10 protein-coding genes are annotated in these 15,284 nt (G+C 68.2%); 6 read left to right on the top strand and 4 right to left on the bottom strand.

Annotated features, from left to right (window positions below):
- The first annotated feature begins 305 nt into the window (after positions 1 to 305).
- Positions 306 to 974, top strand: a complete 669-nt coding sequence (locus IG65_RS0130020) for a TetR/AcrR family transcriptional regulator (RefSeq protein WP_030518321.1) — start codon at positions 306 to 308, stop codon at positions 972 to 974.
- Between the two features lie 53 nt (positions 975 to 1,027).
- Here IG65_RS0130020 and IG65_RS0130015 read toward each other — a convergent pair whose 3' ends face one another.
- Positions 1,028 to 1,729 (bottom strand): HNH endonuclease family protein, encoded by a 702-nt coding sequence (locus IG65_RS0130015; protein WP_030518320.1) that lies wholly within the window; start codon positions 1,727 to 1,729, stop codon positions 1,028 to 1,030.
- A gap of 188 nt (positions 1,730 to 1,917) precedes the next feature.
- Between IG65_RS0130015 and IG65_RS0130010 the strand changes: the two genes are divergently transcribed.
- From IG65_RS0130010 to IG65_RS0130000, 3 genes are read left to right on the top strand one after another with little or no spacing between them, the layout of a single operon-like run.
- Positions 1,918 to 4,776 (top strand): DEAD/DEAH box helicase, encoded by a 2,859-nt coding sequence (locus tag IG65_RS0130010; RefSeq protein ID WP_030518319.1) that lies wholly within the window; start codon positions 1,918 to 1,920, stop codon positions 4,774 to 4,776.
- Entirely contained in the window at positions 4,773 to 5,561 is a 789-nt protein-coding gene (locus IG65_RS0130005) for an SWIM zinc finger family protein (protein WP_030518318.1), read from the top strand. The genes IG65_RS0130010 and IG65_RS0130005 overlap by 4 nt, the downstream gene beginning before the upstream one ends.
- Before the next feature lie 16 nt (positions 5,562 to 5,577).
- Complete coding sequence (locus tag IG65_RS0130000; protein ID WP_036526129.1) at positions 5,578 to 6,351, top strand: helical backbone metal receptor; 774 nt, start codon at positions 5,578 to 5,580, stop codon at positions 6,349 to 6,351.
- Here the strand turns inward: IG65_RS0130000 and IG65_RS0129995 are convergent.
- From IG65_RS0129995 to icmF, 3 genes are all read right to left on the bottom strand, one after another.
- Positions 6,324 to 7,838 (bottom strand): NAD(P)/FAD-dependent oxidoreductase, encoded by a 1,515-nt coding sequence (locus IG65_RS0129995; RefSeq protein ID WP_051757225.1) that lies wholly within the window; start codon positions 7,836 to 7,838, stop codon positions 6,324 to 6,326. The genes IG65_RS0130000 and IG65_RS0129995 overlap by 28 nt on opposite strands.
- 93 nt (positions 7,839 to 7,931) lie before the next feature.
- The gene (locus IG65_RS0129990) at positions 7,932 to 9,017 is read right to left on the bottom strand and encodes an amidohydrolase (RefSeq protein ID WP_030518315.1); all 1,086 of its coding nucleotides are present in this window, start codon (positions 9,015 to 9,017) and stop codon (positions 7,932 to 7,934) included.
- Positions 9,018 to 9,101: 84 nt separating this feature from the next.
- Positions 9,102 to 12,371, bottom strand: coding sequence for a fused isobutyryl-CoA mutase/GTPase IcmF (gene icmF, locus IG65_RS0129985; RefSeq protein ID WP_030518314.1), 3,270 nt, complete (start codon positions 12,369 to 12,371; stop codon positions 9,102 to 9,104).
- Positions 12,372 to 12,589: 218 nt separating this feature from the next.
- Between icmF and IG65_RS0129980 the strand changes: the two genes are divergently transcribed.
- Positions 12,590 to 14,110: a CoA-acylating methylmalonate-semialdehyde dehydrogenase gene (locus IG65_RS0129980; protein ID WP_030518313.1), complete on the top strand. Its 1,521-nt coding sequence runs from the start codon at positions 12,590 to 12,592 to the stop codon at positions 14,108 to 14,110.
- A 3-nt stretch (positions 14,111 to 14,113) separates the two neighbouring features.
- Positions 14,114 to 15,253 (top strand): acyl-CoA dehydrogenase family protein, encoded by a 1,140-nt coding sequence (locus IG65_RS0129975; protein WP_030518312.1) that lies wholly within the window; start codon positions 14,114 to 14,116, stop codon positions 15,251 to 15,253.
- The last annotated feature ends 31 nt before the right edge of the window (positions 15,254 to 15,284 follow it).

Here is a 15,284-nt window from a genome sequence, read left to right as displayed (position 1 = left end):
GGATGTCTTGTGGGCCTTGCTGCGCGACGGCCGCGAATTCAGTGCCATCCGCCCGACATCGGTGGCAGCTGCGGCTTGACACAGTCATTGAGAGTCCTCCGGCGTCGCGGCCAATATCTATCAGGTGACAGTTTTGCGGGCCGGATCGCCCTTTCGGTGACGGCTGTGTATCGCTTGCGGTAACCCGCGTAACGTCTGCGTTGCCGGTATTTCTGTCGAGTGACAGATATTTCACAACCGCAGGTGGGACGTGGTGCGCGGCGTAGAGCCGGTCCGCGCGGCCGTGGCGATGGCAGGATGAGACGGTGACACACCTGGGTCCGGGCCGTCCTCGCGTCGATCAGCGCAGCCGTCGTGGGCGGACACCGCGCGCCGAGATCCTCGACGCCGCAGCGGAATTGTTCACGGCCAACGGGTACGGCAGCACGTCCACGCGCGGCATCGCCGACGCGGTCGGTATCCGGCAGGCGTCGCTCTATCACCACTTCGCCGCCAAGGACGACATCCTGGACGCGCTGCTCGCGGAAACCATTACCGGCCCTTTGGAATTGGCCGAGCGGTTGCGTGCCGAACCCGATCCCGCCGCGGTGCGGCTGTACGCGCTGGCCCGGGCCGACGTGCGCCAGCTGTGCGCGGCCAAATGGAATCTCGGCGCGCTGTATCTGCTGCCCGAACTGCGCAGCGACCGATTCGCCGACTTCCGCAGTCGCCGGGCCCGGTTGCGCCGCCACTACGAGGAACTGGCGGCGGCGGCGATCGAGGCCGCACCCGCCGGCGTCCCCGGCGCGCATGTCCTGCCCTTCCGGATGGTGGAAACGGTCATCAACATTCGCTCCGACGAGGGCACCGCCCCCGACTACGCGGAAACCACCATCCCCGACGCCGCGCTGCGGGTACTCGGCGTCACCGACGACCCGGCCGCGCTGCGCGCCGCCGCCCAGCGGCTGCTCCGGCGACTGGATGCGGGCGAATAAGTTCGACCGGTCCGGCAAACGGTTCGCGAGTAGCGGCCGAGCCGGTCCTCGCATCAGGGGCATTGCCGGGCGATGCGGGCGAGCGCGGCGTGGTCGGCCGCGGTGATCGGCAATCGGTACTGCGCCGCGGTGGTGAGGTATTTGCCGGCATAGAAGCAGTGATAGGCGCCGGCGGGGGGAAGCCAGTCGGCGGGTGTGCGGTCGCCCTTGTCCATATTGGCCGGGCCGTCGACGGCCAGCAGATTGAATTCGATGTCGTTGGCGAAGCGCATCCGCTGTTCGGGCGACCAGGCCGCCGCACCCAGATCCCAGGCGACGGCCAGCGGGTAGACGTGGTCGATCTGCACCTCCCGGGCCCGCGCCTTGTCGAAGGTGATCGCGCGGCCGGTGTACGGATCCCGCAGCGTGCCCGCGAGGACCACGCAATCGTCCGTACCCGGCCGGAATCGCACCTCGCGCAGCTGCCGTGCCAGCACTCCGTTGCGCGAATCGCACCCGTCGTGCCCGCCCGGCCCGTCCTGATCGTCCGACCATGCCGGTCCGAACACGCATCCGTGCCCCGCCCCGCAGTCCCGGTCGTACCCGCCCGGGTGCGGCCGCCGGGCCACCACGGCCACCGCACCCAGCAACTGCTCGATCCGGGCCCGGCTCGGACTCCCCGGCGCGGGTTCGGGCCCACCGATCACTCCACACCCCGCCACCGTCACCAGCACGACGATCCCCGCCGCCCATCCGAAACCTCGTCCCCACCGCATAACCCAGCTCTACCGACCCCGCCCGACAACTTCCGCACCGGAAGTCACGCACAGGGTGCGTTCGTTCGATACGTCCGGATTGCGCGCTGCGGTACAGCCGGGCAGTACCGTCATGCGCGGTCTGTGCACTGCTCGCCTCCGCACCGGCCACGGGCGGGCGTGTCGGTGGTGGCTGATTGGATGGGGACATGCTGCACGGTTTGTGGTCGCCCGGATCGGGGTTGGTGCTCTGGCGCCTGCCCGGGTCGGCGGCGCAGCCGGACGCGGACGTAGGGGGTGAGCTGCCCGATCCGTTGGGGACGATCGCGCGGACTGCGCGGTTTCGGCATCGGGTGCGGGTCCTGGTGGCGGGAGATTCCGGGCCGGAGGTCGTCGAGGTGCGAGGGCACGCCCTTGCGCCGGAGGTGGCCGCCCGCGTGCTCACCCAGCCGCTGCCCGACACGGCGGTGGCGGCGGATCTGCGGTTTCTCGCGCATGTGGCCCGGGGACTGCGGCGCTGGGTCCGGGCGGGGCGGATCGTGCCCGAACTGCATCGCGCCGACGGCGAGTGGTGGGTGCGGTGGCGGCTGGTCGGTGGCCGGCGGCAACGGGCCTGGCTGGCCGAACTGGCCGCCGCGATGCCGCCCGCGCTGCGGGTGCCGGATGCCCGGTCCGCGGCCTCGATCCTCGAGGATTTCGTCGCCGAACTCGCCGACCCGCTCGTCCGGCTCGAGCTGAGTGTCCGGGAACCGTCGCATCCGCTGACGGCAGCGCTGGTCGCGGAGGTCCCGCTGGAATCGGGATCGCATCGGGTGGCATCGGTGCTGGACGAGTGGCGCGCGAGCCTCACCGTCGGCGAGCCCGAACTGGTGCTGCGCCTGCTCGAACCGGACGACGATCCCGACGACGACCCGCAGGCGGTCGACGCCCTGTGGCGGCTCGAAGTCTGTCTCCGCTCGGAAGGTGAAGCGCCGCAACCGGTTCCGATCCAGGGCGACCCGGCGTTGATCCGGCTCGCCGGGGAGAAGGTGGCGGCCGCGATCCAGGCCTACCCGCGGCTGCAGCAGGTCCCGCGCGATCCGTACGGAATGGATTTCCTGCTCCCGACGCCGGTCGTGCAGGAGCTGGTCGCCCACGGTGCGCACGAATTGCGTTCGGCCGGTGTGCATCTGATGCTGCCGCGCGCATGGCGCATCGTCTCGCCGAGTATGCGGTTGCGGGTGCAGTCCCCGGCCGCCACCGAAACCGAGGTCGGACTCAGTGGATTGGTCTCCTACCGCTGGGAACTGGCCCTGGGCGATACCGTCCTCACACCGGCGGAAATGGGGCGGCTCATCCAGGCCAAATCGGATCTGGTGCGGCTGCGCGGCCACTGGGTGCAGGCCGATCAGCGCAGCCTGGCCGCCGCGGCCGCCTATCTGGAGGGCAAGGTCGACGAACGCCCGGCGACCCTGACCCAGCTTCTGGGCGAGATCGCGGCCACGCAGGTGCGCCAGGTGCCGATCGAGGCGGTCACGGCGACCGGCTGGGTTCGCGAACTGTTCGACGGTGTCCACTCCGGCGATCCGGTCGACCCGCCCGCCGGCTTGAAGGCGCAGCTGCGCCCCTACCAGCTGCGCGGACTGTCCTGGCTCGCGACGATGAATCGTCTCGGTTGCGGCGCCATCCTCGCCGACGATATGGGCCTCGGCAAGACGGTGCAGGTGCTCGCGCTACTTCTGCACGAGAACGAAAGTCCCGCAACCGATTCCGTCCCGGGTCCGACTCTGCTGGTGTGCCCGATGTCGGTGGTCGGCAATTGGCAACGCGAAACCGAACGCTTCGCCCCCGGGCTGCGGGTGCTGGTGCATCACGGCTCGTCACGCCGCTCCGGTCCGGAGCTGGACGCGGCCGTGGCCGATTGCGACCTGGTGCTGACCACCTACGCGCTGCTCGCGCGCGATGTGGAGGAATTGAAGCGCCAGCCCTGGGAGCGTGTCGTCCTCGACGAGGCGCAGCACATCAAGAACGCCGCGACCCGGCAGGCCCGCGCCGCCCGCGCGATTCCGGCCCGGCATCGGCTGGCGCTGACCGGCACTCCGGTGGAGAACCGGCTCGAGGAATTGCGGTCGATTCTCGATTTCGCGGCGCCGAACGTGCTGGGCAAACCGTCGGAATTCCACGCCCGCTTCGCGGTGCCGATCGAACGCGAACACGACGAGAACGCCGTCAGCCGCCTGCGCGCCGTCACCGCACCGTTCGTCCTGCGCCGGGTGAAAACCGATCCCTCGGTCATCTCGGATCTGCCGGAGAAGTTCGAGATGACGGTGCGCGCCAACCTCACGGTCGAGCAGGCCGCGCTGTATCAGGCGGTGGTCGACGACATGCTCGCGCAGCTGAAGGCTTCCCGGGGTACCGGCTCCAGCGCGGTGAACATGGCTCGCCGGGGTGCGGTCCTGGCCGCGCTCACCAGGCTGAAACAGGTGTGCAACCATCCCGCGCACTACCTCGGCGACGGGTCGGCGCTGCTGCGGCGGGGGCGCCACCGCTCCGGCAAGCTGGCCCTGGTCGAGGACGTGCTGGAGTCGGTGCTGGCCGAGGGGGAGCGGGCGCTGCTGTTCACCCAGTTCCGGGAATTCGGCGATCTGATCACGCCGTATCTGAGCGAGCGGTTCGGCACCGCGATCCCGTTCCTGCACGGCGGTGTCGCCAAGAAGCGCCGCGACGGGATGGTGGAACGCTTCGCCGAGTCCGACGGACCGCCCATCATGGTTCTGTCCCTGAAGGCCGGTGGTACGGGCCTCAATCTCACGGCCGCCAATCACGTGGTGCACCTGGACCGCTGGTGGAATCCGGCGGTGGAGAATCAGGCCACCGACCGCGCCTTCCGCATCGGTCAGCGCCGCGATGTGCAGGTGCGCAAACTGGTCTGTGTCGACACCATCGAGGAGCGCATCGACGATATGCTCACCGGCAAGCAGGAATTGGCGAATCTCACCGTCGGCACCGGGGAGAACTGGATCACCGAGCTGAGTACCGACGAATTGCGCGATCTGTTCACGCTCGGCGCCGAGGCGGTCGGCGAATGAGTCCGGCACCCGATTTCCCGGTCCCCGATTTCAGCGTCTACGGGAAGCGCCGTCCGGTTCGCGGCGGCGTCGAACCACGCAGCCGTCGTGGGTCTTTCGCGCGAACCTGGTGGGGCCGGGCTTTTCTGGAAGCCGTGGAGGAGGTCGCGGATGCGGGCCGGCTCTCCCGGGGGCGCACCTACGCACGCTCGGGGCAGGTGGTCAGCTACCACATCGAGCCCGGGGCGGTGGCCGCCGAGGTCCAGGGCAGTCAACCGCGGCCGTTCACCTCGGTGCTGACGCTGCGGGTGTTGCGCGACGACCGGCTGGACGAACTGGTCGAGCAGGTCCGCGGCACACCGGGCATGCTCGCCCAGCTCGCCTCCGGCGCCCTGCCGCAGGAGCTCGGTCCGCTGTTGCTGCCCAGCACCGCCGCCGAACTCGATTTCTCCTGCACCTGCCCGGACGACGGCTGGCCCTGCAAGCACGTCGCCGCGCTGTGCTACATCGTGGCCGAACGTCTCGACGAGTCCCCGGCCATCATGCTGAACCTGCGTGGCCTCGATCTCGACACTCTGATTCGCGGGGTGCAGGAGGACAGCGGCCCGACGATCTCCGACGACCTCTACGGTGAGAACGTCGCGCTGCCCGAGCTGCCGGCACCGCAGTTCCGCGCGGCGATCGAGGACCTCGATCCGATTCCCCTGCGGCAGGCGTTGCGGATGACCAGTGAGGACGAAGCGGTCGCCGAGGCCGGTATGCGGGAACTCCGTGCCCTGTACCGCGCCCTCGAGAGCTCCGGCTAGCCCCTATGCTGGCCTCGTGCCCGAGGATCTCGTCGACGATCTGAATGCCGCGGTTGCGCTGCGGCGTCCGGTCCGCCGGGTGATCTCGCTGGTTCCCTCGCTGACCGAGGCGATCGCGGCGAGCCGCCCGGAGTTGCTGCTCGCCGCCACCGACTGGTGCACCCATCCGCCGGAGCTGGCGGTCGAACGGGTGCGGGGGACGAAGAATCCGAACCTGCGCCGGATCGCCGAGCTGGCGCCGGATCTGGTGGTGTGCAATCAGGAGGAGAACCGCCGCCTCGATGTCGAGCGGATGCGCGAGGCGGGAATTCCGGTGTGGGTCACCAGGATTCGCACCGTGGACGAGGCGTTCACCTCGATGACGCGACTGTTCGGTATCGCCCTGGGCGGCGCGGTGCCGTCGTGGCTGACCCGGGCCCGCGCGGTCTGGTCCGCGCCCGCGCCGCATCCGCCGATCGATGCGGTGATCCCGATCTGGCGCAAGCCGTGGATGGTGGTCGGTCGCGATACGTTCACCGCGGACCTGGCCGGACGCCTGGGCCTGAACCTCGTGCACGCCACGGGTCCCGAGCGCTATCCCACGGTGACGGAATCCGAACTGGTACAGGGTGTTCGGCTGGCGGTGCTGCCGGACGAGCCGTACGTGTTCACCGCGACCGACGGCCCGGAGGCGTTTCCGGGCATCCCGGTCGCCCTGGTGAGCGGCCGCGATCTCACCTGGTACGGCCCGTCGCTGGTCGAGGCGCGCGAGCGGCTGACCGCTCAGCTGGCCCGTGTGGTCGGCAGCTGAGCCGGGATCCGTTCGAAGCTGTAGTCGCGCAGATCGAAATGCGTAGCGCGCCAGGCCGCTTCGACGGTGCTCATCGGTTTCAGCGGCACATCGCCGTGTTTGTCGAAGTAGTAGCTGTTCGAGACCGCGCAGCTGTCCTGCCAGAACACCTGTCCGTCGCGGCGTTCGAGCATCTCCCGGAAGTATCGTTCGTTGGCCGCCGCGGTGACCTCGACGCGGCCGGCCCGCTTGCTCCGGGCGTGCCGCAACAGCCGCACAATGTGCTGGGTCTGCATCTCGATCAGCGTGAAATACGACGCGCCGTTGTATCCGTAGGGCCCGATGATCGAGAAGAAGTTCGGAAAGCCCGGCACGCTGACGCCCTCGTAGGCCTGCAGGCGGTTCTCGTCCCACCACTTCTCGAGATCACGGCCGCCGACGCCGGTCATCTCGAAGGTCGGCATGTTGCCCGATTCCATGACCTTGAAGCCCGTTGCGAGGATCAGCACGTCAGCCGGGTATTCGGTTTCGTTCGCCGTGCGCACGCCGGTGGGGGTGATCTCGGCGATCGGATCGGTTTCCAGCGTCACGTTGTCGCGGTTGAACGTCGGCAGGTAATCGTTGGAGAAACCGGGCCGCTTACATCCGAGCGCATACCGCGGCGTGAGTTTGTCCCGGATCGCCGGGTCGCGCACCTGGCGCCGCAGATGGGCCAGTCCCGAGCGCTCGCCGAGTTTGGCCAGGGGCAGCTTCGAATAGTAGTGCGCCGACAACGGGAAGGTCAGTTCGACGAATGCCTGGCTCGCCAGGCGCGAAACCGCCTGTCCGCCGGGCAGATACCGCAGTGCCCAGCGTGCGGGCGCGGGCAGCGTTGCGTCCGGCCGCGGCAGGCACCAGATCGGCGTGCGCTGGAATACCGTCAGCTCGGCGACGTCCGGGGCGATCGAGGGAATGACCTGCACCGCGGAGGCCCCGGTACCGATGATCGCCACGCGCTTTCCGCGCAGGTCCCGGTCGTGGTCCCAGCGTGAGGTGTGCATGGTGACGCCCGAAAACGATTCCACGCCAGGAATATCCGGCAGTTTCGGCCGGGTCAGCACTCCGGTCGCACCGACGACGTAGCGCGCGGTCAAGCTCTCACCGTCGCTGGTGCGCAGCGTCCACACCGAGGCGTCCTCGTCGAATTCCGCGGCGGTGATGGTGGTGCTGAACCGGATGCGCGGTCGCAGCCCGTACTTGTCCACGCAGTGTTCGGCGTAGTCCTTCAATTCCCGGCCGGGTGCGTAGACGCGCGACCACCGGGTGCTCTGCTCGAACGAATACTGATAGCTGAACGAGGGGATGTCCACGGCGATGCCGGGGTAGGTGTTCCAGTGCCAGGTGCCGCCCACGCCGTCGGCGTCGTCGACGATGAGGAAGTCCCGGAAGCCGGCCTTCCGTAACGCGATGGCCACCCCGATACCGGAAAATCCGGCGCCGACGATGATCACTTCGTGGTCGATGGCCATGACTGCTCCCGTGCCGTCCTCGGCCAGGGCACCTGACTGGCCGCACCTGCCACCAATTAACCGCGCGGTGGCCGGGATGTCAATGGTCCGGCCTCAGGCCAGCAGTTCCGCGTCGATGCCGTAGGTTCGCTGGGCGTTGGTGCGGAAGACCTGCTCGAGCTCCTCGGCGCTGCCGCCGCGGTCGGCCAGTACGTCGATCACCGCCTGCGCGCCGTTGGCGATACTCGTAATCGGTTTGTCCACAGGGTAATTCGAACCCCAGATCAGCCGCTGCGCACCGAAGACGTCGAAGGCGTGGTGCAACAGCGGCGCGGTGCGGTCCAGTAGGTCGGAGACGGGTGTCGGTAGGCCGCGCATCGGCACCGGATGGCCGAGGATCGGCATGGCCAGCCCGCTGACCTTCGCCATCACATTCGGATGGGTTGCGAGCGTGGCGATATCGTCGCGCCACTGTACGAACAGTTCGCGGCGCCGGCCCGGTTGGGTGCCGGTGCTCTTGCCGACCGGGCCGAATATCCCCGCGGGTGTGCCGAGATGGTTGAGCACGATGGTGACCTCGGGATAGCGCCGGGCCAGGGCGGAGACCTGCGGGATCTGATGCGAGTAGACCCAGGCCTCGAACGACAGCCCGCGTTCGGCCAGAACCGCGAAGCCGTCGAGGAAGGCCGACTCGGTCAGTGCGCCCTCGGCCCGGCAGAACGACCGCACCCCGGGGTCCGGATGGTGAGCGACCATGGTGCGGATACCGCGGAACAGCGGTGACGCGGACTGATGCTTGTCGATGAGTTCGGCGAACCCGGGCGCGGCCGGATCCCCGCTGCCGATGATCGCGCCCAGGGCCGGGGTGTCGACCCCGAACGGCAGGCTGGCCACCCACCGCGTTTCGTCGGCCTTGGCGTCCGGCGCGCGTCCGGCCCACTCCACCTCGATGTGCACCAGCGCCTCCACCGGCACCGTGCCCAGGTCCTCCCGGTAATCCGCGGGCAGATACGGCCGCAGGTACGCATCGGGAATGCCGACGAAATCGCGGTCCCGCTTGGGAGCGAGCCGAGCGGCTTTGTCAACCGGCACGGGCACGAACCGGAACAGTTTCGCCAGCATGCTGAAATCCCGCGGAGTGTTCAGCGGATCCCACTGATGGATGTGCGCATCCACAACGCTGATACCGGCGAGGTCCATGGCGCCCTTCCGTCGCGTTCGACTGTCCGCTCTCCGGCATTGTCACACGCCCGCACACACCGGCGGGCCACATCCGAACCCTTGTCACACATTGCGGCGGTATTGCCCGCCGACGGTGAAGAAACAGTCGGTGATCTGCTGCAAAGTGCAGACCCGCGCGGCGTCCATCAGCACGTCGAAGACATTGTCGTCGCCGCGTGCGGCGGCCTCGAGCCGGGCCAGGGCCGCCTGCGCCGGCTCGCGATGCGCGGTGACGAATTCCTCGGTGCGACGCAGCTGCGATTGTTTCTCGGCCTCGGTACCGCGGGCCAGTTCCAGCACCTGATGGGTTTCCCCGTTCGGATTGCGGAACGTGTTCACCCCGATGATGGGCAGCGTGCCGTCGTGCTTGCGGTGTTCGTAGCGCATCGATTCGTCCTGGATGCGCCCGCGCTGATATCCGGTCTCCATCGCGCCCAGCACCCCGCCGCGTTCGCTGATCCGCTCGAATTCGGCGAGCACCGCCTCCTCCACCAGATCGGTCAGTTCGTCGATGACGAAACTGCCCTGCAGCGGATTCTCGTTCATCGCCAGGCCCCATTCCTTGTTGATGATCAACTGGATGGCCAGGGCGCGCCGCACCGATTCCTCGGTGGGGGTGGTCACCGCCTCGTCGTAGGCGTTGGTGTGCAGGCTGTTGCAGTTGTCGTAGATGGCGATCAGGGCCTGCAGCGTGGTGCGGATATCGTTGAAGTTCATTTCCTGGGCGTGCAGCGAACGCCCGGAGGTCTGAATGTGGTACTTCAACTTCTGCGAGCGGTCGTCGGCGCCGTATTTGTCGCGCATCGTGATCGCCCAGATCCGCCGGGCCACCCGCCCGATCACCGAATACTCCGGATCCATGCCGTTGGAGAAGAAGAACGACAGATTCGGTGCGAAATCGTCGATGGCCATGCCACGCGCCAGATAGGCCTCGACATAGGTGAATCCGTTGGCCAGGGTGAACGCCAGCTGACTGATCGGATTCGCGCCGGCCTCGGCGATGTGATAGCCGGAAATCGATACCGAGTAGAAGTTGCGCACGCCGTTGCGGACGAACCATTCCTGGATATCGGCCATCATGCGCAGGCTGAATTCGGTGGAGAAGATGCAGGTGTTCTGCCCCTGATCCTCCTTGAGAATATCGGCCTGGACGGTGCCGCGCACCGTGGCGAGGGTGCGGGCACGCAGGTCGGCGGCCTCGTCGCTGCTCGGCTCACGTCCGTTGTCCTCCCGGAACCGTTGCAGCGCTTGATCTATCGCGGTGTTGAGGAAGAAGGCGAGAATCGTCGGCGCCGGACCGTTGATGGTCATCGAGACCGAGGTGCTGGGCGCGCTGAGGTCGAAACCGTCGTAGAGGGCCTTCATATCGTCGACGGTGGCGATGGAAACCCCCGAGGTGCCGACCTTTCCGTAGATGTCGGGCCGCGGGGCCGGATCGTGACCGTAGAGGGTCACCGAGTCGAAGGCGGTCGACAGGCGTTTGGCCTCGGCGTGTTCCGAGAGCACCTTGAACCGCCGGTTCGTGCGGAACGGATCGCCCTCGCCGGCGAACATGCGGGCCGGATCCTCGTTGTCGCGCTTGAACGCGAACACGCCGCCGGTGAACGGGAAGCGCCCCGGCAAATTCTCCGAGCGCAGGAAGCGCAGCAGCTCACCGTGATCGGTGAAGCGCGGTAGCGCCACGCGCGGAATCGAGTTGTCCGACAACGTGGTCCGTCGCAGCGGCGTGCGAATCTCGCGATCGCGAACCCGGACCACCTGTTCCTCGCCGCGATACGACTCCACGGTGGCGGGCCAATCCCGCAGCAGCGCGGCGGATTCCGGGGTGAGACCCTCGCTCGCGCGCGCGAGCAATCCGGACACCGTCCGTTTCGCGGCCGAGAGATCTTCCGCCGTCGCGTCTTCCGTGCCGGCCGGATCGTCGGTAGCCCCCGCCGGCAGTTCCGCCAGCACCTGTTCGAAGCGCTGCACCCGCTGGGCCGCGACCACCTGCCGCCGGGTCTCGGTGTGGTAATCGCGCACGGTCTCGGCGATCTCGGCCAGGTAGCGCACCCGCCCCGGCGGAATGATCTGCGCGAATCGGGTGGAGGCGCGGGTGTCGACCCGCGGCAGCACCCCGGTCTCCAGCGGCAGGCCGCGCGCACCGAGCAGCCCGGCCAGATGCTGATAGAGCGCGGTCACCCCGTCGTCGTTGAATGTCGCTGCGCTGGTGCCGAATACCGGCATATCCTCCGGCGCCGACCCGAACGCCTCACGGTTGCGCACGAGCTGGCGCGAGACGTCCCGCAGCGCATCCTCGGCGCCGCGACGCTCGAACTTGTTGATCGCCACCACATCGGCGAAATCGAGCATGTCGATCTTCTCGAGCTGAGAGGCCGCGCCGAACTCCGGGGTCATCACATACATCGAGATGTCGACGTGGTCGATGATCGCCGCATCGCCCTGGCCGATACCGGGCGTCTCGAGAATCACCAGATCGAATCCGGCCGCCTTGCAGGCCAGGATCATCGCGTCGATATTGGTCGGCAATTCGTGTGCCCCACGGGTGGCCAGCGAGCGGAAGTAGACGTGTTCGCTGTCGAGCGAGTTCATCCGGATGCGGTCACCCAGCAGTGCGCCGCCGCCGCGGCGCCGGGTCGGGTCGACGGCGAGGATCGCCACCCGCAGTTTGTCCTGCTGATCGGTGCGCAACCGTCGCACGAGTTCGTCTGTGAGCGAGGACTTTCCGGATCCGCCTGTGCCGGTGATGCCGAGCACCGGCACGGTCCGGCCGGCGGCAGCGGCCCGGAGTTCGTCCAGATCCGCCGCGGGCAGCGCATCGGCCTGCAGGCAGGTCATGGTGCGCGCCAGCGCATATCGCTCACCCGCGAGCACCGCCTCGATGGCGGCCGGTTCGGTCGACAGATCCACATCGCAGGCCCGGACGAGTTCGTTGATCATGCCGGGCAGGCCGAGTCGCTGGCCGTCCTCGGGGGAGAAGATGCGCACCCCCGCCGCCGCCAGCCGTTCGATCTCCTCCGCGACGATCACGCCGCCGCCCCCGCCGAAGATCTTGACGTGCCCCGCCCCGGCCTCGCGCAGCGCGGTCGCCAGATATTCGAAGTATTCGACGTGCCCGCCCTGATACGAACTGACGGCCACACCCTGGACGTCCTCGGTCAGCACCGCGTCGACCACCTCGTGGACCGCCCGATTGTGGCCCAGATGGATCACCTCGGCCCCCTGCGACTGCAGGATGCGCCGCATGATGTTGATCGCCGCATCGTGGCCGTCGAACAGGGCCGCGGACGTGACGAAACGGACGGGATGGACCGGAACGTGCAGGTCGGCCATGTAATCCTCCACCAGAGGCCGGCGTGGGACCGCCGGGCGCCTACGCTTGGCGTCCCGATAGTAGGACGTCAAATCAACTGTACTGTGATGCGGACCACGACGCCATCGGTGGCATAAATCACATGACTTCCGATACTTGGACATCCAACTATAGGATGGCCGCGTACTGCGTCGGCTCCGGCGTGGCAGGCATCGACCACATCGAGAACAGGACTGGCATGGTTCGCGAACTCACTCATTTCATCGGCGGGCAGCGGGTGGCCGGGACCTCCGGTAACTTCGGCGACGTCTACGACCCCAGCACCGGGCAGATTCAGGCGCGGGTGCCGCTGGCCAGTGTGTCCGAGGTCGAGGCGGCCATCGCGAATGCCGCCGAGGCGCAGCGCACATGGGCCGCGTTCAACCCGCAGAAGCGGGCCCGGGTGCTGATGAAGTTCGTCGCCCTGGTCCAGGACGAGATGGATTCGCTGGCCGCGCTGCTGTCGAGCGAGCACGGCAAGACCATTCCCGACGCCAAGGGCGATATCCAGCGCGGGCTCGAGGTGATCGAATTCGCGATCGGCATTCCGCATCTGCTCAAGGGGGAGTACACCGAGAGCGCGGGCACCGGGATCGACGTCTATTCGATGCGGCAGCCGCTCGGTGTGGTCGCCGGCATCACCCCCTTCAACTTCCCGGCCATGATCCCGCTGTGGAAGGCCGGACCGGCGCTGGCCTGCGGTAACGCCTTCGTGCTCAAGCCGTCCGAGCGCGACCCCTCGGTGCCGCTGCGGCTGGCCGAACTGTTCGGCGAGGCCGGGCTGCCGGCCGGTGTGTTCAACGTCGTCAACGGCGACAAGCAGGCGGTCGACACGCTGCTGAACGACGAGCGGATCAAGGCCGTCGGCTTCGTCGGCTCCACCCCGATCGCGCAGTACATCTACGAGACCGCCACCGCGAACGGCAAGCGCGCCCAGTGCTTCGGCGGCGCCAAGAACCACGCGATCGTCATGCCGGACGCCGACCTCGACGATGTCGCCGACCAGCTGATCGGCGCCGGTTACGGCTCGGCGGGCGAACGCTGCATGGCCATCTCGGTGGCGGTGCCGGTCGGCGAGGAGACCGCGGATCGCTTGCGCGCCAAGCTCGTCGAGCGCATCGGCAAGCTGAACGTCGGCCGCTCCGACGATCCGGGCGCGGACTTCGGCCCGCTGGTCGGCCGCGACGGTGTGGACCGCGTGAACAACTACGTGCAGATCGGTGTCGACGAGGGCGCCGAGCTGGTGGTCGACGGCCGGGGACTGAAGGTCGCGGGCGCCGAGGACGGATTCTTCGTCGGCGCAACGCTGTTCGACCGCGTCACCCCCGAGATGCGGATCTACAAGGAGGAGATCTTCGGCCCGGTGGTCGCGATCGTGCGCGCCGCCGACTACGAGGAGGCGCTGCGCCTGCCGAGCGAGCACGAATTCGGCAACGGCGTCGCGATCTTCACCCGCGACGGCGACACCGCCCGCGATTTCGCCGCGCGCGTGCAGGTCGGCATGGTCGGCGTCAACGTCCCGATTCCGGTGCCGATCGCGTATCACACCTTCGGCGGCTGGAAGGCGTCCGGCTTCGGCGACCTGAACCAGCACGGTCCCGACTCGATCCGCTTCTACACCAAGACCAAGACGGTCACCCAGCGCTGGCCGCAGGGCCTGCGGACCGAACCGGCCGCAGGGGCCGGTGCCGATCACTTCGTCATCCCCACGATGGACTGAGCGATGTTCGTACTCGACGAGGACGAACAGGCGATCGTGGACACCGCGCGCAGTTTCGCCGACGAACTGCTCGCCCCGAACGCGCTGGAATGGGACGAGCACAAGCACTTCCCGATCGATGTGCTGCGCAAGGCCGGCTCGCTCGGCATGGGCGGCATCTACGTCGGTGAGGACGTCGGCGGTTCCGGTCTGCGCCGCGTGGACGCGGTGCGGATCTTCGAACAGCTCGCCACCGGCTGCCCGGCGATCGCGGCCTACATCTCCATCCACAACATGGCCGCGTGGATGATCGACAGCTACGGCACCGAGGCCCAGCGCAACCGCTGGTTACCGGGGCTGACCTCGATGGATCTGCTGGCCAGCTACGCGCTCACCGAACCGGGCGTCGGCTCGGACGCGGCGGCGCTGAGCACCAGGGCCGTTCGCGACGGCGACGACTATCTGCTCACCGGGGTCAAGCAGTTCATCTCCGGTGCGGGCAGCACCGATGTGTATGTGCTGATGGCGCGGACCGACGACGCCGGCGCCCGCGGCATCTCGGCGTTCATCGTGCCCGCGGATACGCCCGGACTCTCCTTCGGCGCCAACGAGAAGAAGATGGGCTGGAACGCTCAGCCGACCCGGCAGGTCATCCTCGACGAGGCCCGGGTGCCGGCCGCGAATCTGCTCGGCGGTGAGGGCAACGGCTTCCGGATCGCGATGAACGGCCTCAACGGCGGCCGGCTCAACATCGCGGCCTGCTCCCTCGGCGGCGGACAGACCGCGCTGGACCGGACCGTGGCATATATGGCCCAGCGCAAGGCATTCGGGGCCCGGCTGCTCGACAACGCCGCGCTGCAGTTCGACCTCGCCGATATGCGCACCTCGCTGGAGGCGGCGCGGACCCTGCTGTGGCGGGCGGCGGCCGCCCTCGACGCCGACGCCGCCGACAAGGTGGAGTTGTGCGCGATGGCCAAGCGCTTCACCACCGATGCCGGATTCGAAGTGGCCAACAAGGCCCTGCAATTGCACGGTGGCTACGGCTATCTGGCCGAGTACGGAATCGAGAAGATCGTGCGCGACCTGCGCGTGCACCAGATTCTCGAGGGAACCAACGAGATCATGCGGGTCGTGGTGGCCCGCTCGGTAGTCGGCGCGGCATGAGCGGTCAGCGCCCGGAGGCGGCAGCCTGCGT

Origin of the sequence: Nocardia sp. NRRL WC-3656 (assembly GCF_000720265.1) — a bacterium.
Taxonomy (GTDB): Bacteria; Actinomycetota; Actinomycetes; order Mycobacteriales; family Mycobacteriaceae; genus Nocardia; species Nocardia nova.
This window is presented reverse-complemented; position numbering and strand designations above follow the sequence as displayed.